Here is a 22,503-nt window from a genome sequence, read left to right as displayed (position 1 = left end):
AGGCTTACCATCTCCTTTAAAGATGGTAAGATCAACATTATTATCGTATTGAGAAGAAAAATATGAACCACAGCACACTCGAGATCTTCATTCAGGTGGCAGAAACGCAGAGCGTCACCCAGGCAGCAAAACGGCTGGGCCGCGCACAGTCCAATATCACGACCCGCATTCAGCAGCTGGAAGAGGAGCTTGCCGTTGAGCTCTTCGTTCGCGGCAACAAAAAAATGGTGTTGTCCCCGGCAGGCGTGCAGTTTCTCAGCTATGCCCGGCGGATCCTGAGCCTGGCGGAAGAGGCAAAGCAGGCTCTGCATCCGACAACCCCAGGCGGCAGTCTGCGTCTGGGCGCGATGGAGGCGACCGCCGCCAGCCGGCTGCCGCCGCTGCTTACCCGCTACCAACAGCAGTGCCCACAGGTGGATATCACCCTCATCACCCAACCGACCCGCCAGTTAACCGAGGGGGTGTTAACCGCCGCCCTTGATGCCGCGCTGGTCTGCCTGCCGCCAGGGGCCGATGGGCAACCTGCCTGTCCCGCCGAACTGGCATTCACCCCGGTGTTTTATGAAACCCTGATGCTGGTCCGTCCGCAGACCCCGGGTCCGCTGCGGTTCGCGGCATTTGCCAGCGGCTGCAGCTACCGCGCGCTGGGAGAACGCTGGCTGGCGGAACAGCAGGCGGCCGTCGAGGTGCATGAGGTCAATTCCTATCACAGCATGCTTGCCTGCGTGGCGTCCGGGCGCTACGCCTGCCTGCTGCCGGAGAGCGTGCTGTCGCTGATGACGCTTCCCGAAAACTGCCTTAGCGAACCGCTGTGCGAGGCGACCACCCAGCTTATCTGGCGCAGCGGCTTGAGCGCCCCCGCCCTGAGCGAGTGGCGCAAGCTGCTGCAAAGCGTGGCGATTGGCTAAGCCTGGCGTTCGGTAAAGACCAGCCCTGCGGCAATCAGCAGCGCCAGCGCCGCGGCATAGAGCGCCGGGTTAAATGAAGCCGCGATCTGATACAGCGCGCCGGCGATAAGCGGCCCGGCAATCTGTCCCACACCGTACAGTGCAGTCATCGCGGCAATCATATTGAAGCTCACCTGATGGCTGAGACTTTTCGCCTTCGGTAGCGCAATGGTTACGGTGCCCATAAAGGTAAAGCCCACCAAAAGCGCGCTTAGCACGCAAAACAGCAATGAAGCGCTGCAGGCTGGAAGGATCACGCCAAGCGCCTGGACGAGCAGGTTGCGGGTCAGCGCTTGCCGGTATCCCCACTTTAGCACCAGCTTATGCCAGATGAGGCAGGACGGCGCGGCCGCCAGACCAAACAGCGCCCACAGATGGACCGGGTCAACGCTCTGCAGCGAACCGGACAGAAACAACGGCAGATAAGTGGCGGTGATGATATAGCCGAAGCCCGCCAGACCGTAAACCATCAAGAGTCGCCACGCCGCGCGACGGGTATCGCTCCCGGACGCAGGCGAGGAGGTTTCAACATGGGAAACCCGCACCAGTGCAGCCGGCGGAGTCAGCAGCCAACGGATCGCCAGCGCCAGCAGCAGACCGGCGCATAATGCGCAGAGCAGCCAGATCTGCTGGCTGGTGAGGCTCAGGGCATGTCCAAGGGCGATCCCCTCCGCGGAGATAAATATCCCCAGCCCCACCCCGGCATACAGCAACGGCGCCCCGTGATGATGCCCCATATGTTCCAGCAGCCACAGCGAACCTGCAATCAGCGTTATCGCGCTCAGCGCGCCGGCGACGGCGCGCAGCGTAATAATGGTCCACGGCGAGCTCACCCAGGCCAGCAGCGCCAGGCTGGCGATGGTCAACCCGGCGGAGATAATGCTCAGTCGGGTGGCGGCCCCAGGCTGCACCCGCGCCAGCAGCAACGCACCGACCAGATAGCCAGCGTAATTGGCCGACGCGGCGAGATTGCCCTCGTGCAGGGTTAACAGACCTTCATTAAGCATAAGCGGCAGCACGCCGGTGAAGGCAAAGCGCCCATAGCCCATGCCGATCATCAGTACTATCGATCCAGCCAGTGCCAGCCATAAGGCCTGGCGCGATTGGTTATTCATCCACCACCCCACAATGATTCTCAATTTAAGAACAATAATATTGTATAATTCTTTTTTATTATGATGAAGAGGTATTGTTGGCGCAAGGCGGATGTTAATCCGCTATGGTATTTACAGAGAGAAGGTGGCGCCTGGGCACGGCTTAACACACGCCGGGCCGATTTACCGGTACAGTATCAACTCAACCTATGCTCACGGGAGTCATTATGTCGTTCTGTCATATGCGCATTGCCAGGCCGGTCAGCGAACTGGACACCACCGCCAGCATGTATTGCGCCGGGCTGGGACTCGAGCTGCTCGGCAGCTTTACCGATCATGAAGGATTCAGCGGGATAATGCTCGGCGCGCCCGAAGCGGGCTGGCATCTGGAATTCACCCACTGCCGCCACCATCCCGTCACCCCCTCGGCAGGCGATGAAGATCTGCTGGTGCTGTACTATCCGCAGCAGGCGGCATGGGAGGCACAGTGCGCAGCCATGGACGCCGCCGGATTTCTGCGCGTTACGGCGTTTAACCCTTACTGGGAGGTCAATGGCGTCACTTTCGTCGACCGGGACGGCTACCGCACGGTATTGCAAAACCGCGCCTGGGGCATGGTGTGTGATTCGTCGGGTATGGCGGCGAGCTGACGCTGAGCGAGGCGGGCGTTAAGCGCTGTAAAAGCAGTTATTTACATTCGTACAAATATCGTTCCCGTCGGTTACCGATAAAACGCTGTCGCGCCTCGCCAGCGCCCTCACGGCGCGCTATGCTACACATCCCGTTGTATTAACCTCCTATCCCTATGAGCACTTCCGTCAGCACTACACAACTCAATTTGCGCATTATTTCGATCGTTGTTTTTACCTGTATCTGCTATCTCTCCATTGGTCTGCCGCTGGCCGTACTGCCGGGCTATATTCACTATCAGCTGGGCTACAGCACCTTTGTGGCCGGAATTGTGATCAGTCTGCAGTACATATCGACGCTGATAAGCCGGCCGCACGCCGGGCGCTATACCGATATCTGGGGGCCGAAAAAAGTGGTCAGCCTTGGGATCGTCTGCTGCCTGCTCAGTGGCGCCTTCACGCTACTGGCGGTAGTCCTGCAGGCAACGCCGATGCTGGCCATTGCCGCGCTGCTGGCGGGCCGGGTGTTTCTCGGCGTCGGCGAGAGCTTTACCGCCACCGGCGCCACCCTGTGGGGGATCAAAACCGTCGGCGCGATCCACACGTCACGGGTTATCTCCTGGAACGGCGTGGCGACCTATGTGGCGATGGCGGTCGGGGCGCCGCTGGGAGTTACCCTCAATCACTATTTTGGCATCAGCGGCTTTGCTACGGTGGTAGTGCTGGTCGCGGCCATCGGTCTGCTGTTCGCTCGTACCCGCCAGGACGTCAAGGTGACCGCCGGCGCCAGAGCGCCCTTTCACGCGGTGGTGCGAAAAATCTGGCCTTACGGCCTGGGGCTGGCCTTTGGCACCGTCGGTTTCGGCGTTATCGCCACCTTTATCACCCTCTACTTCGCCGCGCACAGCTGGCAGGGCGCCGCGTTTACCCTTTCGCTGTTCAGCGTCGGCTTTATCTGCGTTCGCCTGGTGCTGGGAAATACCATTACCCGCTTTGGCGGAGTCCCGGTCTCCCTGGCCTGCTTCATCATCGAAAGTCTCGGCCTGCTGCTTATCTGGCTGGCGCCATCAGCATGGATGGCCGGCGTCGGCGCCTTTCTCACCGGTTCGGGTTTCTCGCTGGTCTTTCCGGCTTTAGGAGTTGAGGCGGTAAAACAGGTGGAAGAGCAAAATCAGGGAACCGCCCTCGGCACCTACTCGGCGTTTCTTGATCTGGCGCTGGGCCTGACCGGGCCGCTGGCCGGCTGGGTCGCCGGGTTCTACGATCTCGCCACGCTGTATCTGCTGGCGGCGATCGTGGTGGCGCTCGCATTCCTGTTGATTTTCCGCGTCCATCGGCAACAGCGGCTTGTCGCCAGAGAGTAGTGTGGCCCGGCTCGCGGGCCGCCGCGGTCCGATGACGCCGGCAAAAAATGAATCGGCAATTGACGACGATTCGGCTTCCGTGCCAACATCCCGTCAGCGTCTGGCAACAGATGCATGGACGGTACTGGTAGACAACAGAGTTCGCGCAACGATCCAGCCCGGTACCGTAGTCCAATCCGAATCACTGACCCACACGGTGAATTCCTGATTCTGGCGGGAAACACAGACATGCACCAAAGTTTTAATCAGCGCGTTCATTTCTATTACTGCGTCCTGGTCGCGCTGAAGATGCACGGAAAATCGAAAAAAGCAGGTGGTATCAGGGGAAAGAATAACTTTCTGCTGAAATGGCTGCGCCGGGCGCAGGATAACAACATTTTTCCTCCCGATATCACCAGTGAAATCGAATGGCTGCGAGGAAAAATTATTCAGGCTGGCTATGACACCGATCTCGAGCCGATGCTGGATTTTGTCTACGCCACCGCCAGCCGCGCCGAGGCGCTCAAAAACGCCGAATAGGCTCCTGCGCCCGCCACGGGCGCAGAGACGTTCCCTGCCATGTCTCAATCCCAGGTTCGGCCAACAGCGCAGGCGCAATCCAGCCACGTTCTATTTTGTGACACTGTCACGCACAAAGGTGACCGCTGAGGTTCATTAACCGCTGACATGCCGCCTGACGCGTTCTATGCTTTACCCTGTCTCCCTCCTCACACAGGAACTGCACCCGATGGCCGACTGGAATCCTTCGTTGTATCTGCAATTTGACGCTGAACGTACCCGCCCCGCGGCCGACCTGCTCTCGCGTATTGCCCATCTGCAGGTCGAGCACGCCGTCGACCTCGGCTGCGGGCCGGGAAACAGCACCCGCCTGCTACGCGCCGCCTGGCCGTTGGCGACGATCGTCGGTATCGATAACTCCCCGGCCATGCTGGTCCAGGCGGCGCAGGCCTTACCCGACTGTGAGTTCATCGACGCCGATATTGCCCGCTGGCGGCCTGCGCAACCGCCAGATGTGATCTATGCCAACGCCTCTCTGCAGTGGCTGACGGATCATGAGACGCTTTTCCCCCATCTGGTAAACCAGCTGGCGGACAACGGAACGCTGGCAGTGCAGATGCCGGATAACTGGCAGGAACCTTCCCATACCCTGATGCGTCAGGTTGCCAGCGAGATGGGGTTGCCGGACCGTGGACGCCAGCCGTTACTCCCGCCCGCCGCCTGGTACGATCTGCTCAGCCGCCAGGGTTGCGAAGTTGATATCTGGCGCACCACCTATTTTCATCCCCTTGCTTCTCATCAGGCGATTGTCGACTGGCTGCAGGGCACCGGGTTACGCCCCTATCTGGCAGGCCTGGACGAGCAGGCCGGAAGCGCGTTTCTCACACGCTATCTCGCATTGCTCGCCGCACACTATCCGTTACAGTGTAACGGGAAGGTGCTCCTGCGTTTCCCACGGCTGTTTATCGTGGCGCGAAAGATCGCCGCCTGACCGTTGGGATAGGTGGGCAGAAAAGCGGAGTGATGAAAGGTGTAAAGGATTGGCTATACCATCCTGATTTTCAGGATTGATAATCCCGAACGTTGCGATATTCAATATCTTAGTCAGCGTGCGACAGTGATGACTCCTTTAACCTGCAAAGAGAATCACTATGAGTACTCCTCCTGTCGATCGCCGAACGCTGGCTGCTATCGCGCCAAAGCTAGCCGAGCTGACCGAAACGGTGCTGTTTGGCGATATCTGGGCGCGGAGCGAGCTGTCGCCCCGCGAACGCAGCCTGATCACCCTTTCCGCCCTGACGGCGCAGGGCAAAACTGAACAGCTGCCGTGGCACATCGCGTTCGGCTATCAGAATGGCCTGAGCCGGGAAGAAATTGTCGAATTGTTTACCCATCTGGCGTTCTATGCCGGTTGGCCGGCGGCGGCCAGCGCCCTGACCTGCCTGAATGCGCAGGAGGCGTCATGCCCCTGACCCGAATTTCGCTTGGCACCGCCTGGCGTCCCGCGGAGTTTGCTCAATTGTCGGCGCTCTTTCATGAGTGTCTGGTGGCGGAGTTCGACGTTCCGTCAGCAGATAGATTTCAGTTTATCGAACGGGCCGCTGATGAGCAGCGCATTTACGACCCGCACTACCTCAGCGAAGGACGCAGCGCCCGCTTCGTGCTGTTTCATATTTTCGCCGGAAAACCGCGCAGCCGGGCGCAGAAACAGGGACTCTATCGTCGGCTCTGCGCGCGGTTAGACGATGAGATGGCGGTCAGCCCGCAGGACGTGATGGTGGTTATCCAGTTTAACCAACTGGAGGACTGGAGTTTTAGCGCAGGGAAGATGGCGGGTGAATGAGACAGGCGGCGCCGGAAGAGGCGCCGCGTTTCAGATGATATAATTTACTACCACGCGAGATGATGCACCAGCGAGAGATCCCAGGCCGTTGCCAATAGCGAAAGAAACATAATCACATTGACCACTGTTTCAAGACGTTTTTCCATCGTTGCTTCTCCTGAGCCTGTTTCCCCTGTTATAGCGGGAAAAGCTTAACAACCTCTTACCGCTTCAGGACTCAAGCGTGATCCTGTAGCGTACGTAATCGTCAGCCGGGGTAAACTCATCATACAGATGACGGGCGGGATTATCACGGCGCGTATGCCAGTACAGCCGCGACCAGCCTTTGTCCGCCCCTTCGCTTTGCAGCGACTTAATCATGGTTCTGGCAATACCCTGTCCACGGAAGGCGGGATCGACAAACAGATCCTCCAGATAGCAGATCGGCGTGGTAACCCAGGTTCCCTCATGAAGAACACAGATAGCGAAGCCGACCACCGCATCATCCACCACCGCGACTCTACCCAATACAGACGAGTTTACATCCAGCATCCGCTGCTAGGTGTATTCGGTCACCTCTTCCGGCTGCGGGCTACCGTAAAAACGAGTGTAGCCTTGCCAAAGCTGAAGCCATTCGGCTTTGTCGTGGGGCCGTACTTCCCGGATATCGATGACCATGAGAGTTTCCTTACAGATGAATGCATTAGCCTGCGAATATTGGCAGGAGATATGAGTTGAGGCCATTATTTTCCTGCGCAGATATTTGTTCAAGCGCTTCGGCCATAATTCTCCTGCTGTTCGGAACGATTTGGCACTAAAAAGCCGTATGCAGAGGAGCCACTGACCGGCTGTTACAGGTTAGTATAATAGTATGTTGTAACTAATAAAGATCCTGCACAACCCGGCCGCAGCCGGGTGTATAGATGGACTATCAGCACAGAGGTTTGACGGCGTCGCGCATACCGCAGGTCAGGATAGCGTCAAGGTCGGCAGTCACTAGCTCCACCAGCCCCGGGATCTGGCTCAGATCCTGCTGCCAGTGATCCGCCACGCTGAGCACGGCGGTGACCAGCTCGCGAGTGCTCATCTGGCCATCGCGATGGCGGGCCCACAGCGTTTGATAGCGCGATATCCAGTCGGCGTCATCCTGTACTGGATAGCTCTCACCATCCCGCTCTCCTCGGTAAAAGGCGATCAGCGCCGCCAGGGCAGAGGTCAGACGCGGCGGCAGCGCGCCATGCGCTTTCTGCCCCGCCAGCAGCTGCGGCAGAATACGGGTGCGGTACTTGGTCATGCCGTTTAGCGCAATCGAGAGCAGCTGATGTTTAATATAGGGATTACGGAAGCGCCCTGTCACGGCGCTGGCGAATGACACCAGCTCATCGCGCGGCAGATCCAGCACCGGAATAATCTCGTCATAAATCGCTTTTTCGACAAACGCGCAAATCTCCGCATCGTTCATCGCCTCACCCACGGTGTCGATCCCGGCCTGGAAGGCCACCGGCACCAGCGCGGTGTGCGCCCCGTTAAGGATCGCCACTTTGCGTTCTTTATACGGCTTGATATCGTCCACAATGCGCACATTCAGCGGCAGTTTATCGAGACGCAGCTCGGCCTCCAGCGAGGCAGGCCCCTGGATAACGAACAGGTAGAAATGCTCAGCGGTATCAAGGAAAGCATCTTTATAGCCGGTCTGCGCCTCGAGAGCCGCCACTTCATCACGCGGATAGCCGGTCACAATGCGATCCACCAGCGTCGAACAGAAGGTATTCGCTGAGGTCAGCCAGGTGATAAATGCCTGCGGCAGTTCCCATTCGCTAGCATAGCGCAGCACCAGCGCCTGCAGCGCCTCGCCGTTATAATCGATCAGCTCGCAGGGAATAATCACCCATCCCTTGTCGGCCGCACCGGCGAAATGCTGGTAACGCTCAAACAACAGACGGGTCAGTTTCGCCGGATAACTGACCGGCGGCGCGTCGTCAAACCGATCCCCGGCATGGTAGCTGATGCCCGCCTCGGTGGTGTTGGAGAAGACAAACCGCATCTCCGGGTTATGCGCCAGGCGTAAAAAAGCGTCGAAGTCTGCGTAAGCGCTGATCTCCCGGTTGACCGAGCGGATAAGACGCGCATCGCTGACCGCTTCGCCCTGCTCGTTCAGGCCGCGAATAATAGTCGTGTACAGGCCATCCTGGGTGTTCAGCGAAGGCGGAAAATCTGTGGCGATAGGCCGCACGACCACGATGCCCGCATTCAGGTCGGTATGCTCGTTGAGCAGGTCGATCTGCCAGTCAACGAATGCGCGCAGGAAGTTACCTTCCCCAAACTGGATGATACGGTCAGGGTACTGCGCGCCGGGGAAATCACGACGGTTTAAAGTTTTCACAATGGGTTCCCTCTAATAGTAGTCATACAACCTGAGTAATTGGTCCAATAAGTTATCAGGTTTTGCTACCAGTGAAACCCTGTTTTGATCAAAGCAATCTGCAATAGCGGCCGTCAGGGCAGAAACTTATAGAATAGTGAGGTGGCAGTCATTTCGCCGTCGGGCATCAGCGCATAGCGCGGAATTTCCCCCACTTTTTCCCAGCCGCAGCGGGCATAGAACTGTTCCGCCCCGCTGCCGGTCGCCGTGTCCAGCACCAGCACCGTCTTCCTTTCCCGCCGGGCAATGCGCTCCAGCTCGCTCATCAACGCCAGGGCGATCCCCTGGCGGCGGACATTTTGGTGAACCAATAATTTGGCGACATCCGCTCGATGGGGCTGGTTTTCCGGTTGACTGGTGATAAGTTGCACGGTGCCAACGGGACGTTCCTCCGCGTCGAAGGCGGCCAGCACAATGCGCTCCCCGGCCGCCACGCTGTCGGCAGTGCGTTGCCAGAACGTTATCGCCGTTTGCGGCGCGAAAGGCAGCATAAAGCTCACCGAGGCGCCGCCGTTGACACAGCTTGCCAGGATCTCGCTTAATGCCGGGAGGTGATGGAGAATATCGTCACGCGAGAGCGTGCGCAGTGAAAAGGATGTGGTCATAAAAGCTCCCTGTTATCGACCACATCACTATGTTTTTAACCAAAAATTAGCACAAGCAGGATCCCGATAGGATTTTCTTATGGCGCGCTTTCGGTCAGCGTCGGCATACAAATTTGGTTACGACCGCTCTGTTTGGCTTTCACCATCTCATCGTCCGCCGCCAACAGCAGCTGGTTAAACAGCTCGGTGATGCGGGCGTGGCCTACCTCGCGCGTCTCCAGTCCCAGACTGATGGTCAGGTGGATCGGGTTCTGGCCCAGGCCGAAAGGCTGCGACTCCACACCGTGACGGATCTTTTCCGCCAGCAAATAGCCCTGCTGGGCGCTGTCGACGACGGCGGCCACCGCAAACTCTTCGCCGCCGATACGGGCCACCATCCCCTGCTCACCCACCAGCTGTCGAACCTGCTGGGCAAACTGGGTCAGCACGCAATCGCCGCCTTCATGGCCCAGAGCATCATTCACCCGTTTGAAGCCATCGATATCCAGCACCATCACCGTCAGCAGCTTATCCGCCGGCAGCGTCTGACGCTTCAACGCTTCGCTCAGTCCGGAACGGGAATAGACGCGGGTCTGAAAGTCAAAATCGGCGCGCAGGGCCAGCTGCTTCACCAGCGTGTTAATCGCTTCGACACTGGATGCGACAATCACCGGGCTAATCAGCATGGCGGCAATTCCGAGGCGGGTGGAGAACAGCTGCCACGGCTGCATTCGCGCATCTGGCGAAAAGTGAATTAACGAATTAGCGACCAGCAGTATTTCGCCGATGCCAGTGAGAAAAGTCAGCAGACAGGTCAGCGGCAGCGGATAGCGTACAGCGCACCAGATCAAAGCCGGTAACGGGAAGGTAATGCTGCCCGCGCCGCCTACCGCCACGCCAAGCGCAATTGACAGGACCAGCGCCAGCACCGGCAGCAGCTGGCGAAAGCGAAAACCGCTTAATGCCGAAGGCAGCGTCAGGGTCAGAATAAAGGGCAGGATTAATACCGCCGTTGAGAACTGTTCGCTAAACCAGTCCGCCAGCTGGGGAACGAAGGTGGCGCGTTCAACATCCACCGACCCCAGCGCGCCGACCGCTGCGCACAGTAAGGCGGCTAACAGGCAGAAACAGAATAAATTAAGCGCGTTTATCGGGCCCGGCATGGAGTCGGCGCGACGTTTATCCCACAGCACCAGCTGCGCCAGCGTCACAATAAAGACAATATTGGAAAAGTTAATCAGCAATGAGGCAAAGCCCATTCCCCAGCGCGAGGTTAATCCGTCATAGACCAGCATTGCCGCAAAACAGACGGCATAAAAATAGCTGCGGTTAAGCCATACATAGCGTGCAAAAATCCCGGCCATCACTGCATTGAGCGGCCAGAAGAAAGAGAGCTCCTGCACCAGACGCAGCATAGCGCCAAGAAAATGCAGCAGTAGCGTTAACGTAAATAAGACCAATGCATCGCGCACGGGTTGTTCTTCACGAAACAGCGTAAATGACCGAATCGACAGTGAAGACATTCAGTAATTATCCGTCTAATTGTTTCAGGAAATTATTATGTTAATAGTTAGTTAGCGGATTATCATAACATGAGAATATTTATCAGGCATACTCCGGCGCCGATCAAATGCAAATTAGCGCACAGACGGCGCATTCATTTGTAGCACCAGCCAGCGGTGGATGACCTGCACGATATAGTCCTGCTCCGGCTCGCTCAGCGCGCGGCCGTGGGGAATGGCATGCCATTTTTCCAGGCAGCCGCGACAGCAGGTAGCGGTCGCGTGCTGGGCGATAAACACCGGGTGACCGCGCATCGGCGTCTGCTTGCCATCATTGATCGGCGCAGCGGGCGCCAGCCGCTGGCGAATAAAGTCTGCGGCATGCCGATCGATAATCTCCGGTCCCTTATCGAGACAATATTGCCGCTCTTTCCCCCCCAGACGGAAGCGTGAGCGAAACGTCGAGCGCGCCAGGCGTGCAAACAAGCGATCCTGATCGACCATCAGAACACCGACCTCCCCATCCGCTGAGTTAGTTTTTCCAGCATCGCCACGCCGGCCAGCGAGTTCCCGGCGTCGTCAAGCTCCGGGCTCCACACGGCGATCGCCATCTCCTGCGGGACAATCGCCACGATCCCGCCGCCGACGCCCGATTTCGCCGGCAGGCCAACGCGCCAGGCGAATTCACCGGCGTTCTGGTACATGCCGCTGGTCATCATCAGGGCATTAACCTGGCGGGACTGGATGGGCGCAATAACCGGCGCGTCGAGATGCGGGGCAATGCCGCGGTCGGCGAGAAACAGAAAGGTTCGCGCCAGCTCAACGCAGCTCATCTCCAGCGAACAGTAGTGGAAATAGTTCTGCAGCACGGTGGCGACGTCGTTATGGAAGTTACCAAAGGATTTCATCAGCCAGGCGATGGCGGCGTTGCGCGCCGAATGCTCAAACTCTGAGCGAGCTACCACCGGATCGTAGGCGATATCGGCCACGCCGCTCAGACGGCGGACAATCTCCAGCATCCGCTGACGCGGGGCGCTGAGCCGGCTCTGCAGCATGTCGCAGACCACCAGTGCCCCGGCGTTGATAAACGGGTTGCGCGGTTTGCCCTGCTCGATCTCCAGCTGCAGAAGCGAGTTAAAGGGCTGGCCGGAAGGATCTTTCCCCACCCGCTGCCAGATCTCCTCCTCCTGATAGTGGTTCATGGCCACCACCAGGCTCAATACCTTGGAGATTGACTGGATGGAAAAACGTTCATGGGCATCGCCAGCGGCAAAGTGCTGACCGTCCACCGTACTGATCGCGATACCAAGCTTGTCGCCGCTGACGCTGGCCAGCGCCGGAATATAATCCGCCACTTTTCCGCGGCCAATCAGCGGCCTGATTTCTGCCAGAATGGCTTCCAGCATTGCATTATTGATAACCGTCGCCACACGCGGCTCCTTGCCCACCATCAAAATTCGGTGGGCGAGTATAGCAGACGTGGACGACGGTCGTCAGGGGCTAACGTTGATTAGCGACGGTCTTTCCAGACGGTCTGCGCATTACAGAACTCGTGCAGGCCAAAATGCGACAGCTCGCGGCCAAAACCGCTCTTCTTCACGCCGCCGAAGGCCACGCGGGCGTCGCTGGCGCAGTAGCCATTGAGGAAGACGCCGCCGCACTCCAGCTCGCGGGCAAAGCGCTGGGCCTGCGCCTCGTCGGTGGTATAGACCGTGGCGGACAGGCCAAACTCGCTGTCGTTGGCGAGGGCCAGTGCATGGTCAGCGTCGCGAGCGGTGGTCAGGGTTGCTACCGGACCAAACAGCTCCTGACGAAAGCCGGTCATCCCGGCGGTGACGTTGCCCAGCACCGTTGGCGCATAGTAGTTGCCCGCCCCTTCGATTTTTTCCGCGCCCAGCAGCAGAGTCGCTCCTTCATCAAGGGTCGCCGTTACCTGCTGGTGCAGTTCATCGCGTAAATCGAACCGCGCCATCGGTCCGACGTAGTTTTGCTCATCGCGCGGGTCGCCCATCTTCAGCGCTGCCACGGCGTCGACAAATTTGCGGGTGAAGGCCTCGGCAATGCCGGCTTCGAGGATAAAGCGTTTCGACGCCGCACACACCTGGCCGCTGTTCTGATAGCGGCCGGTGACGGCGGCTTTTACCGCTTCATCGAGATCGGCATCGTTGAGCACGATAAAGGGATCGGATCCCCCCAGCTCAAGCACGCATTTCTTCAGCGCCGCGCCCGCCTGGGCGCCAATCGCCTTCCCGGCGCGGACGCTGCCGGTGACGGTCACCGCCGCGATGCGGTCGTCATTGATAATCTGCGAAACGCCGTCATTGGTGGCGTTCACCCAACCAAATACACCATCCGGCAGGCCGGCGGCGGCAAAAATTTCGCCCAGCAGACGGGCGCTGCCCATCACGTTCGGGGCATGCTTCAGCAGATAGCTGTTGCCGGCCAGCAGGATCGGCACCGCGCCGCGCATCACCTGCCAGACCGGGAAGTTCCACGGCATCACCGCCAGTATGGCGCCCAGTGGACGATACTCAATTACCGCCTGGTTATTTTCCACCAGGGTAGCTTCCGTCGCCAGCATCGCCGGGCCGTGTTCAGCGTACCAGTCGCAGAGGTTGGCCGATTTCGCCACCTCGCCGCGCGCCTGAGCGATCGGCTTGCCCATCTCAAGGGTGATCATCTGGGCCACCTCTTCGCCACGGGCGCGCAGCGCGGCCCCGATGCGGCGCAGGGCGTCGGCGCGGTCGGCAAGCGGCGTCTGACGCCACTGGCGATAGCCCGCTGCGGCGAGCGCGATGGCCGCGTCGACCTCGCGTTCGCTGGCCCACGGCAGCGAGGAGACCACCTCACCGGTAGTCGGATTGACGGAGACGGCGTGCGTTGCAGATAAATTCATCATTATTCTCTCTCGTTGCTTGCGAAGTGTCCGTATTCTGGCTTACCTTTCCATTCATTGAAAATGAATAATATTAAGCAACACATTCACAAAAGAAGAATATCATGGACCTGACTCAGCTAGAGATGTTTAACGCTGTCGCCAGCACCGGCAGCATTACCCAGGCGGCGCAGAAAGTGCATCGCGTGCCGTCCAACCTCACCACCCGCATCCGCCAGCTGGAGGCCGACCTCGGCGTTGAGCTGTTTATCCGCGAGAACCAGCGCCTGCGCCTGTCGCCTGCGGGACACAGCTTTTTGCGCTATAGCCAGCAGATCCTCGCCCTGGTGGACGAGGCGCGAATGGTGGTGGCGGGCGACGAACCCCAGGGGCTGTTTTCTCTTGGTTCGCTGGAGAGCACCGCGGCGGTACGGATCCCCAGCACTCTGGCCCACTTTAATCAGCGCTACCCGAAAATTCATCTGGCGCTCTCAACCGGCCCTTCCGGGACGATGATCGACGGCGTGCTGGAAGGCGCCCTGAGCGCCGCGTTTGTCGACGGCCCGCTGGTGCATCCGGGCCTGGAGGGGCTGCCGGTGTTCCCTGAAGAGATGATGATCGTCGCCCCCTACGGCCACGCACCCATCACCCGCGCCAGCGAAGTGAACGGGGCCAACGTCTACGCCTTTCGCGCCAACTGTTCCTATCGCCGGCATTTTGAGAGCTGGTTTCATGCCGACAGAGCGACCCCGGGCAGGATCCACGAGATGGAGTCTTACCACGGGATGCTGGCCTGCGTCATCGCCGGCGCCGGCCTGGCGTTGATCCCGCGCAGCATGCTGGAGAGTATGCCCGGCCATCAGCAGGTTTCCGCCTGGCCGCTGGCCGAAGAGTGGCGCTGGCTCACCACCTGGCTGGTGTGGCGCCGGGGCGCCAAAACCCGCCAGCTGGAGGCGTTTATAGCGCTGCTGAACGAAGATCGGCAAACAGTGGTTTCTCCATAAACACGCTGAGCGGATCGGGTTGATACGGCGCAAACGCGCAGCGGGTCTGGTAGCCGTTGCGCGTGTAGAGGGCGATGGCCGCATGCTGATGGATACCGGTCTCCAGGCGCAGGGTATGGCAGTCGCGCTGACGCGCTTTCGCTTCCAGCGCCGCCAGCAGCTTTTCTCCCAGCTGCTGGCCGCGGTGCTGAGGATCGATATAGACCCGCTTCATCTCGCCAAAGCCTTCCTCACTGAGGACAATAGCCCCGCAGCCAACGGCCTCGCCCTGCGGGCTGCGGATCGCCAGGGCGATGACCGTCTGCGGCGGCAGCTGGCTAAGGTCCAGCAGGTGGTTGCTCTCCGCCGGGTAGAGGGTCTCCTGCCAGGCGTCGAGGGCGGCAATCAGGGCGATAAATTCGGCGTCGGTAGGGGCGATGTCGGTGATGGTGTACATAGGTGAGCTCCTTTTTTACCCCACTGTAGCGCGGCCGGCGGCTTTTCCCGACATAGCATTAACTTATATTGCCGCCCGCCTATTGCGCTAACCCACTGAAACACAGTAATTTTATCCCCTGCCGTTCGTACTTGAGATCTGAATATGCACACCAAAGCCCGTAAAGTGATGATTATTGGCGCCGGCAATGTCGGCGCGTCGGCGGCCTACGCCCTGCTCAACCAGAGCATTTGCGAGGAGCTGATCCTCGTCGACCTTAACCAACAGCGCGCTGAGGCCCACGCTCAGGACCTGAGCGACGCCGCGGCCTACCTGCCGGGGATGATGACCATCTCCACCCGCGAGGCCAGCGACTGCGCCGATGTCGATATCGCGGTGATCACCGTCTCCGGCGGCGCGCTGCGCCCCGGCCAGAGCCGGCTGGATGAACTGACCTCCACCGCGAAGATTGTGAAGAGCATTGTGCCGACGATGATGGCCAACGGATTTAACGGCATCTTTCTGGTGGCCACCAACCCCTGCGACATCATCACCTGGCAGGTATGGCAGCTTTCCGGCCTGCCGCGCAGCCAGGTGCTGGGCACCGGCGTCTGGCTGGATACCACCCGCCTGCGTCGCCTGCTGGCGCAGGAACTGGAGATTGGCGCCCAGAGCATCGACGCCTTTATCCTCGGCGAGCATGGCGATACCCAGTTTCCGGTGTGGTCGCACTCCTCGGTATATGGCACGCCAATCGCCTACCTCTACCAGCAGCGCACCGGCCTGCCGCTCGATCGCGAGGCGATGGCTGACAAAGTGCGCAAGCTGGGATTTGAGATCTACGCGGGTAAAGGCTGCACCGAATATGGCGTGGCAGGGACCATCGCCGAGATCTGCCGCAATATCTTCACCGGCAGCCACCGCGCGCTGGCGGTCTCCTGCATTCTTGACGGCGAGTACGGGGTCAGCGGCGCGGCGGCTGGGGTGCCGGCGGTGCTGGCCCAGGGTGGCGTGAAGCAGATCATTGAACTGCAGCTGGCCGGCGAAGAGCAGGCGAAGTTCAGCCAGTCGATCGCGGTGATCAAGGCCAATATCGCCCGTCTGCCCTGACTGCAGCCTGCGAGTCAGTCGGCAATGATCAGCTGCGGGGAAAGGGTCTCCAGCGCCTCGCGGGTTTTATCCGGCAGGTGGGCGTCGGTCACGATATCGGTCAACGACGCCAGCGGAGCGATGTTGAACAGTGACCAGGCGCCGTATTTGGAGCTGTCCGCCAGCAGGATACGCCGCCGGGCATTGGCCATCAGATCGCGCTTCAGGGCGGCCTTTTCCTCCGTCGGGGCGGTGATCCCCTTCTCAAGGTCCCAGCCGTTGCAGCTGACGAAGGCGAGATCGGGCCAGATGGTCTGCAGCAGGCGGCGGCCGTGATCGCCGATGCACGACTGGCTGCTGTCATCGATGCGCCCGCCGATAATCGTCACTTCGATCTGCTTAAATTCCGATAGGAACAGCGCGATATGTAAATCGCTGGTGATCACCCGCAGCGGCAGATGGGTGATCTGCCGCGCCAGCTCAATCATGGTGGTGCCGGCGTCAAGCACAATGGCGTCGCCGGCTTTCACCAGCGCTGCCGCCGCACTGGCGATAGCCTGCTTCTCCAGCGTCGTCGGCTGGGAAGGAATAAACCGGTTCAGCGTCACCCCGCCGTGCGTTCGGCTGATCACCCCTTCCTGATCGAGTTTGATCAGGTCGCGGCGAATGGTGGCCGGCGAGGCGTTGGTCGCCGCCACCAGCTGGTCGACTGTCACCAGATTATGGCTTTTCAGGAAGTCCATAATCTGCTCTAACCGGTTATATCCCTTCATGTTATTCCTGCGCGATGTGCATGGCGAGCTCAATGGAGGTTGCCATGCTCTCAGACTTCGCTTTACCTGTCCAGGCAATATCAAACGCAGTGCCATGATCCGCGGAGGTACGGATAAACGGCAGCCCGGCGGTAATATTCACCCCGTCATAGAATCCCAGCAGCTTCAGCGGAATATGCCCCTGGTCGTGATACATCGCCACTACCATGTCGTACATGCCTTCGTGACACTGCATAAACACCGTGTCCGGCGGACAGGGGCCGGTCACCTCCACTCCCTTCGCCCGCATGGCGGCGACCGCCGGGGCGACGATACGGATCTCTTCATCGCCAAACAGGCCGTTCTCCCCGGCGTGCGGGTTAACGCCGGCGACCGCGATGCGCGGACGCGGATAGCCGACGCGGCGCAGAAAGCGATCCGCCACGCCAATCACCGTCTCAATCCGCGGCTGGTTTAGGGTATCGAGGAACTGGCGCAAGGAAATATGGGTAGTGATATGGATAACCTTAAGCTTCTCGGTATAGAGCACCATGGCGTAATCGGTAGTCTGCGTCAGGTGGGCCAGCAGTTCGGTATGGCCGGGATAAGCGTGCCCGGCGAGATGCAGCGCCTCTTTATTCAGCGGCGCGGTAGCGATGGCCGCGACCGCGCCCTCCAGCGCCAGCGCGGTCGCCCGCCTGATGCAGCGAAACGCGAGATCCCCTGCCTGGGCCTGGACTTCGCCAGGGCGCAGCCCCTGCGGGTCGCTGAGTGGTTCATCAATGACGTTGATGGTCGCTGGGGAGAAACTCGCCTCGGCGGGATGGTTAATAATGCGCAGCTCCGCCCGCGGTGTGATATTTAGCGCCAGGATCCGCCGCAGCGTCTGCGCGCAGCCCACCACCACCACCGGCGCGCCGCTCAGCGCCCCCTCGGCGAGGGATTTGATAATAATCTCCGGACCAATCCCTGCCGGGTCGCCCATTGTCACTGCAATCATCTTAGACACTCAGTTTCTCCTCAATAAAATTCACAACATGTAATAGCGTGGTGTCGGTGCCGAATCCTCCGGCTTTGGTCATCACCGGCCGCGACCAGCGGCCGCCGAGAAAATGCCCGTATGGAACGCACTCCGCCACCCGGCCGCGGATCTGAAACCCTGTGGCGCCGAGCGCGTGCGCGACGGCGATGGCCACATCGCCGCCGGTAAGATACAGCGCGCCAGGGGAAGACTGCGCCACCGCCTGCGCCGTGACGTCGGCAAGCCAGGCGCAGATGTGCTCCCCGTAGGCGGCGCGGCTGAGGCCGCGTTCACGGCACCGGGCTTCAATCCCTTGCCGGACGGCGTGATTCGGGCGGGTGGTTACCACGCAGTGCTGGCCCTCACGCAGCGCCCCGGCGATCCGAGAAGCTTCCTCCTTTGGCGATCCGCTGAAGGTCTGTTCGACATCAATTTCAATCACCCGTACTCGGGAATGGACCTGCAGCGCAGCAACCTGACGCTGCGCCATCTCGCTCATCGAACCGACCACCGCCAGCAGCGGGCCCTGCTCGCTGCGGCGCAGGCGGCGAGCCAGCGCCTCGCAGAGACCCGCCGAGCCGACCAGCAGGGTCTCCCGCGCATGGGGCGCAACGGCGTCGATCACCTGGTCCAGATGGCTGTCTTCCCAGGCGTCGACAATCAACACTCGCTTCTCCTCGCCCGCCGTCGCTAATGCCGCCGGAAGCTGGCCAGCGTTCAGGGTCAGACAGGGAAGACGGCTCTGCATGGCGATAATTTCGCTAATCTCCGCCCGGCTCGCCGGCGTTTTCGGATCGCTGGCAAATTCGGTCTGATCGAGGGGCACACCATGCACATAGCAGCGCCCGTCCCGGGTATGCCGCCCGGCTGCCGGATAAGCCGGGGCCACCACAGCCATCCGGCAGCCTTGCTCCGCCATCATTGCCTCCAGTTCGCCGCCGGGATTACCGCGCAGCGTGGAGTCAATCTTCTTTACCTGCCAGTGCGGGACGAATGTCGCCGCGCCGCGCAGCAGAGCGGCGACCTTGTCCGCCGCCGCCGCGGCGCTCATCGCCCGGCTGTCGCTGTTGAGAATTAATGCCCGGGCGGTTGATGGCTGTCCGGCGGTGAAGGCCACTTCCACCGACATACCCGCCTCCGCCAGGCTGACCCCGGCGTCATTGGCCCCGGTAAAGTCATCCGCCAGCACCAGCACTCTGTTATTGCCGTCGTTCATTGTCCTGCCTTGTAGTCGATAAAATCTTAAATTGATTATATTCAATCATATTTGATTAAATGTGAGCAAGTTCAAGTTATTAAGCTGCCGTATAAATTATAACTTTTCCCCATCAGACGAGTGGCAAGATTTATGAATGATTGAATTCAATCAATTACTACCAAGGAGAAACGCGTGGCGACGATACACAGCACAATCATCAGCGGGGCTGGCGCCTCATCGGCCCTGCTCCCGCTGCTGGCCGGTAAAACCTCAATCCTGCTGGTGACCGACAAGAACGTCGGGGCGCTGGAGGCAACCCAGGCGATTCATCGCCTGCTGGCGGCTGAAGGACGTGAAGTTGAGGTCATTGACAGCGTGCCAGCTGAGCCCAACCATCACGATGTTACGCAGATCGTCAGCCAGCTGGGCGCCAGCCAGCCGCAGATGGTCGTTGGTATCGGCGGGGGGAGCGTACTGGATGTAGCAAAACTGCTGTCAGTACTTCTGCACCCTGAGGCGCCCTCGCTGACGTCCCTGCTGGCAGGCGAGCAGCCGCAACGACGAATTTGCTCATTGTTAATCCCGGCCACCGCGGGCACCGGATCCGAAGCGACGCCGAACGCCATTCTGGCGATCCCCGAGCAGCAGACGAAGGTGGGGATCATCTCCCCGGTGCTGCTTCCGGACTATGTCGCCCTGCTGCCGGAGCTGACCACCAGCATGCCGCCCAGCATCGCGGCGTCGACCGGAATCGATGCTCTGTGTCATCTGCTGGAGTGCTTTACCTCCACCGTCGCCAACCCGGTGAGCGATAACGCGGCGTTAAACGGTTTACACAAGCTGGTACGCCATATCGAGCGTTCGGTAAATCAGCCGCAGGATCTGACGGCGAAGCTGGAGATGCTCTGGGCCTCGTGGTACGGCGGCGCAGCGATCAACTATGCCGGCACTCACCTGGTGCATGCGCTCTCCTATCCGCTTGGCGGTACCTGGCATCTGCCGCACGGGGTGGCCAACGCCATTCTGCTGGCGCCCTGCATGCGGGTGGTCCGCCCTCACGCGGTGGCGAAGTTCGCTCAAGTCTGGGACCTGATCCCTGATGCAGATCGCACGCTCAGCGCGGAAGAGAAATCCCATGCGCTGGTCGCATGGCTGGCGGCGCTGGTCAAACGACTGCCGCTGCCGGACAACCTGGCCGCGCTAGGCGTGCCTCAGGAGAGTATTTCCGCCCTCAGCGCAGCGGCGCAAAACGTCAAACGCCTGATGAACAATGCCCCATGCAGCGTCAGCCGCGAAGAGATCGCGGCCATCTACCAAACGCTGTATCCAGAACATGCCTAACAGGAGAAAGTTAAATGAGGAAAGCTATTAGCGGCGTACTCACCGCCATTGTCACTCCCTTTACCGCCGAGGGAGCGCTTAACCTGCCGGCGCTACGCCAGCAGGTGCAGCGCCAGCTCGCCGCAGGCAACGGTATTTTCTGCGGCGGCACCAACGGCGAGTTTTTTGTCCTCAATGAGGAAGAGAAGATCGCCATCGCCAGAACCTGCGTGGAAGAGGCGGCCGGTCGCGCGCCGGTGGTGGCCCATATTGGGGAGGTTTCCACCCGGGAGACGCGCCGGCTGGGCCAGCAGATCGCCCTCCTCGGAGTTGACGCGGTATCGGCCATTACCCCGTGGTTCGTGCCCTTGAAGCAGGAAGAGCTGATTAACCACTATACGGCGATCGCCGACGCGCTGAGCGTCCCGCTCTTTCTTTACAACATTCCCGCCCGCACCGGTAACACTATTGCCCCGGAGACCGCGCGCCAGCTGGCCCGCCACGAGAATATAGTCGGCATTAAGGATAGCGCCGGCAGCTACGACAGCCTGAAAGGCTTTCTCGACGCAGTGCGCGATATCGACGGTTTCGACGTTCTGAACGGGCCGGACTCGCTTATCCATCAGGGATTCGTCGACGGCTGCTCGGCCTGCATCTCGGGGCTTGCCAACGTCGCCCCCGCTGAAATTAACGCCATCTGGTCGCGCTTTCACGCCGGGGATATCGCCGGATCGCGCCAGGCCCAGGAGCAGGTAACGGGCCTGCGCACCGATCTGTATAAAGTGGCGTTCTCGCCTGCGGCGGTGAAGAAAGCCCTGCAGCTAATGGGTCACGAGGTGGGCGACAGCCGCTACGCGGTGCAGTTTAGTGACCACCAGCTGCAGCAGATTAAAAATATCATTAACACCTACCTTCACTAATTTACGTATCCGCCCCGGCCATCACTGGCTGGGGCAAGGTCTTGTATTTGCGACGCTCATTGTCGCCAGTAAACAGGAAACGGTTATGAAAGTAATTTGCACCTCGCCCTCATTCGCCAAATACGACGATGCGCCCATTTCGGCACTGAAAGAGGCCGATCTTGAACTGGTCATGTTGCCTGCCGATGCCTCTATAGAGATGCTGGCTCAGCATCTGCCTGATGCCATAGCGATGATTGTCGCCTTCACCGACATCAATGAATCGCTGCTGGCAAAGGCCCCGAGGCTAAAAATTGTCTGCAAACACGGCGTTGGTGTGGATAACATCGATCTTAACGCTACACGTCAGCGCAAAATTTTTGTCACTAACGTTCCTGATGCCAACAAGCATGCGGTGGCCGATTTTGCTTTTGGCTTAATTCTCAATACTGCCCGCCAGATTTATCAGGCAATCAGTGAAACGAAAGCAGGCAACTGGCCTCGTATTTTTGCCACTGATGTATATGGCAAAACCCTGGGGATCGTCGGTTTAGGCCATATCGGTAAGGAAGTGGCGCGACGTGCGCGCGGATTCAATATGCGAGTGCTCGCCACCGACGCCTGGCCAGACAGAGAATTTGCACAACAACACCAGATTGAATATGTCTCACTGGATACCCTGACGGCGCAAAGTGATTTTATTAGCCTGCATACCCCTTTAACCCCGGAAACTGAAAATATGTTTAATGCCGCCCGGCTACAGCAGATGAAATCAGGGGCATTCCTGATCAATGTTTCCAGAGGCGGTATTGTTGATGAACAAGCGTTGTATGAAGCACTAAAATCAGGACACCTCGCCGGAGCCGCAGCTGACGTTTTTCTCGAGGAACCTTGCGCTACGCACCCTTTATTTACCCTGGCGAATTTTGCGCCAACATCTCATATTGCTGGATATACGGATGGCGCAATTAGCAATATTAGCGCGCGCTGCGTCAACAATATTATTACCTGCGTCTGTCGTGGTAAACGACCTGAAAACATTATGAATTCGCTGTAAATAACGAGGTG

At 59.5% G+C, this 22,503-nt stretch carries 23 protein-coding genes and 1 pseudogene; 12 read left to right on the top strand and 12 right to left on the bottom strand.

Annotated elements, in window-relative coordinates; all coding sequences use genetic code 11:
• Positions 1-62: 62 nt before the first annotated feature.
• The gene (locus tag BHE81_RS05820; RefSeq protein WP_023280057.1) at positions 63-908 is read left to right on the top strand and encodes a LysR family transcriptional regulator; all 846 of its coding nucleotides are present in this window, start codon (positions 63-65) and stop codon (positions 906-908) included.
• Here the strand turns inward: BHE81_RS05820 and BHE81_RS05815 are convergent.
• Positions 905-2,062, bottom strand: a complete 1,158-nt coding sequence (locus BHE81_RS05815; RefSeq protein ID WP_016946390.1) for a YbfB/YjiJ family MFS transporter — start codon at positions 2,060-2,062, stop codon at positions 905-907. The two genes, BHE81_RS05820 and BHE81_RS05815, sit on opposite strands and share 4 nt — an antisense overlap.
• Positions 2,063-2,268: 206 nt before the next feature.
• On the opposite strand from BHE81_RS05815, the gene BHE81_RS05810 reads away from it, so the two are divergent.
• The 6 genes from BHE81_RS05810 (at position 2,269) to BHE81_RS05785 (ending at position 6,375) form a co-directional block, all read left to right on the top strand.
• Positions 2,269-2,691, top strand: a complete 423-nt coding sequence (locus BHE81_RS05810; protein WP_020953402.1) for a VOC family protein — start codon at positions 2,269-2,271, stop codon at positions 2,689-2,691.
• 155 nt (positions 2,692-2,846) lie between these two features.
• A complete protein-coding gene (locus BHE81_RS05805; RefSeq protein WP_004179791.1) occupies positions 2,847-4,034 on the top strand; it encodes an MFS transporter in 1,188 nt (395 codons plus the stop codon).
• Positions 4,035-4,262: 228 nt separating this feature from the next.
• Positions 4,263-4,553 (top strand): hypothetical protein, encoded by a 291-nt coding sequence (locus BHE81_RS05800; protein ID WP_002904624.1) that lies wholly within the window; start codon positions 4,263-4,265, stop codon positions 4,551-4,553.
• A 208-nt stretch (positions 4,554-4,761) separates the two neighbouring features.
• The gene (gene tam / locus BHE81_RS05795; protein ID WP_004176221.1) at positions 4,762-5,523 is read left to right on the top strand and encodes a trans-aconitate 2-methyltransferase; all 762 of its coding nucleotides are present in this window, start codon (positions 4,762-4,764) and stop codon (positions 5,521-5,523) included.
• Between the two features lie 160 nt (positions 5,524-5,683).
• Positions 5,684-6,004 (top strand): carboxymuconolactone decarboxylase family protein, encoded by a 321-nt coding sequence (locus BHE81_RS05790; RefSeq protein WP_002904619.1) that lies wholly within the window; start codon positions 5,684-5,686, stop codon positions 6,002-6,004.
• On the top strand, positions 5,995-6,375 hold the full coding sequence (locus BHE81_RS05785) for a tautomerase family protein (RefSeq protein ID WP_004190202.1): 381 nt from the start codon (positions 5,995-5,997) through the stop codon (positions 6,373-6,375). Before BHE81_RS05790 ends, BHE81_RS05785 begins: the two co-directional genes overlap by 10 nt.
• A gap of 210 nt (positions 6,376-6,585) precedes the next feature.
• Here BHE81_RS05785 and BHE81_RS05775 read toward each other — a convergent pair.
• From BHE81_RS05775 to sad, 7 genes and pseudogenes are all read right to left on the bottom strand, one after another.
• Positions 6,586-7,032, bottom strand: a pseudogene (locus BHE81_RS05775) (GNAT family N-acetyltransferase).
• 253 nt (positions 7,033-7,285) lie between these two features.
• On the bottom strand, positions 7,286-8,737 hold the full coding sequence (locus BHE81_RS05770; RefSeq protein WP_110246619.1) for a tagaturonate reductase: 1,452 nt from the start codon (positions 8,735-8,737) through the stop codon (positions 7,286-7,288).
• Positions 8,738-8,850: 113 nt separating this feature from the next.
• Positions 8,851-9,381: a GNAT family N-acetyltransferase gene (locus BHE81_RS05765; protein WP_023342817.1), complete on the bottom strand. Its 531-nt coding sequence runs from the start codon at positions 9,379-9,381 to the stop codon at positions 8,851-8,853.
• Positions 9,382-9,458: 77 nt separating this feature from the next.
• The gene (locus BHE81_RS05760) at positions 9,459-10,883 is read right to left on the bottom strand and encodes a GGDEF domain-containing protein (RefSeq protein ID WP_004148352.1); all 1,425 of its coding nucleotides are present in this window, start codon (positions 10,881-10,883) and stop codon (positions 9,459-9,461) included.
• Between the two features lie 114 nt (positions 10,884-10,997).
• Complete coding sequence (locus BHE81_RS05755; RefSeq protein WP_004190206.1) at positions 10,998-11,366, bottom strand: DUF4186 domain-containing protein; 369 nt, start codon at positions 11,364-11,366, stop codon at positions 10,998-11,000.
• Entirely contained in the window at positions 11,366-12,313 is a 948-nt protein-coding gene (gene glsB / locus BHE81_RS05750) for a glutaminase B (RefSeq protein WP_004143533.1), read from the bottom strand. Before glsB ends, BHE81_RS05755 begins: the two co-directional genes overlap by 1 nt.
• Positions 12,314-12,372: 59 nt before the next feature.
• Positions 12,373-13,761 (bottom strand): succinate-semialdehyde dehydrogenase, encoded by a 1,389-nt coding sequence (gene sad, locus BHE81_RS05745; protein ID WP_004179780.1) that lies wholly within the window; start codon positions 13,759-13,761, stop codon positions 12,373-12,375.
• A 101-nt stretch (positions 13,762-13,862) separates the two neighbouring features.
• Between sad and ptrR the strand changes: the two genes are divergently transcribed.
• Positions 13,863-14,741: a putrescine utilization regulator PtrR gene (gene ptrR / locus BHE81_RS05740; protein ID WP_002904495.1), complete on the top strand. Its 879-nt coding sequence runs from the start codon at positions 13,863-13,865 to the stop codon at positions 14,739-14,741.
• On the opposite strand, the gene BHE81_RS05735 is transcribed toward ptrR, so the two are convergent.
• The gene (locus tag BHE81_RS05735; RefSeq protein WP_002904493.1) at positions 14,695-15,177 is read right to left on the bottom strand and encodes a GNAT family N-acetyltransferase; all 483 of its coding nucleotides are present in this window, start codon (positions 15,175-15,177) and stop codon (positions 14,695-14,697) included. The two genes, ptrR and BHE81_RS05735, sit on opposite strands and share 47 nt — an antisense overlap.
• A gap of 144 nt (positions 15,178-15,321) precedes the next feature.
• Between BHE81_RS05735 and BHE81_RS05730 the strand changes: the two genes are divergently transcribed.
• Positions 15,322-16,266 (top strand): L-lactate dehydrogenase, encoded by a 945-nt coding sequence (locus BHE81_RS05730; RefSeq protein WP_021440097.1) that lies wholly within the window; start codon positions 15,322-15,324, stop codon positions 16,264-16,266.
• Positions 16,267-16,280: 14 nt separating this feature from the next.
• On the opposite strand, the gene BHE81_RS05725 is transcribed toward BHE81_RS05730, so the two are convergent.
• The 3 genes from BHE81_RS05725 to dtnK are packed head-to-tail and all read right to left on the bottom strand — an operon-like array spanning position 16,281 to position 19,234.
• Entirely contained in the window at positions 16,281-17,018 is a 738-nt protein-coding gene (locus BHE81_RS05725; protein ID WP_149888789.1) for a DeoR/GlpR family DNA-binding transcription regulator, read from the bottom strand.
• A 1-nt stretch (position 17,019) separates the two neighbouring features.
• A complete protein-coding gene (locus tag BHE81_RS05720; protein WP_016532445.1) occupies positions 17,020-18,006 on the bottom strand; it encodes a D-threonate 4-phosphate dehydrogenase in 987 nt (328 codons plus the stop codon).
• Positions 17,999-19,234, bottom strand: a complete 1,236-nt coding sequence (gene dtnK, locus BHE81_RS05715) for a D-threonate kinase (protein ID WP_073545719.1) — start codon at positions 19,232-19,234, stop codon at positions 17,999-18,001. The genes BHE81_RS05720 and dtnK overlap by 8 nt, the downstream gene beginning before the upstream one ends.
• A 174-nt stretch (positions 19,235-19,408) precedes the next feature.
• Here dtnK and BHE81_RS05710 point away from each other — a divergent pair, with 174 nt between their 5' ends.
• The 3 genes from BHE81_RS05710 to BHE81_RS05700 all read left to right on the top strand — a co-directional run bounded on the left by BHE81_RS05710 (position 19,409) and on the right by BHE81_RS05700 (position 22,492).
• On the top strand, positions 19,409-20,557 hold the full coding sequence (locus BHE81_RS05710; RefSeq protein WP_110246620.1) for an iron-containing alcohol dehydrogenase: 1,149 nt from the start codon (positions 19,409-19,411) through the stop codon (positions 20,555-20,557).
• A gap of 14 nt (positions 20,558-20,571) precedes the next feature.
• Positions 20,572-21,456, top strand: coding sequence for a dihydrodipicolinate synthase family protein (locus tag BHE81_RS05705; protein ID WP_021440094.1), 885 nt, complete (start codon positions 20,572-20,574; stop codon positions 21,454-21,456).
• An 85-nt stretch (positions 21,457-21,541) separates the two neighbouring features.
• Entirely contained in the window at positions 21,542-22,492 is a 951-nt protein-coding gene (locus BHE81_RS05700) for a phosphoglycerate dehydrogenase (protein WP_021440093.1), read from the top strand.
• Positions 22,493-22,503: the final 11 nt, after the last annotated feature.

This window comes from Klebsiella sp. AqSCr (genome assembly GCF_008452795.1).
Lineage (GTDB): Bacteria > Pseudomonadota > Gammaproteobacteria > Enterobacterales > Enterobacteriaceae > Klebsiella > Klebsiella pneumoniae.
Note: the sequence above shows the minus strand (reverse complement) of the source record. Positions and strands in the feature narration are given on the sequence as shown.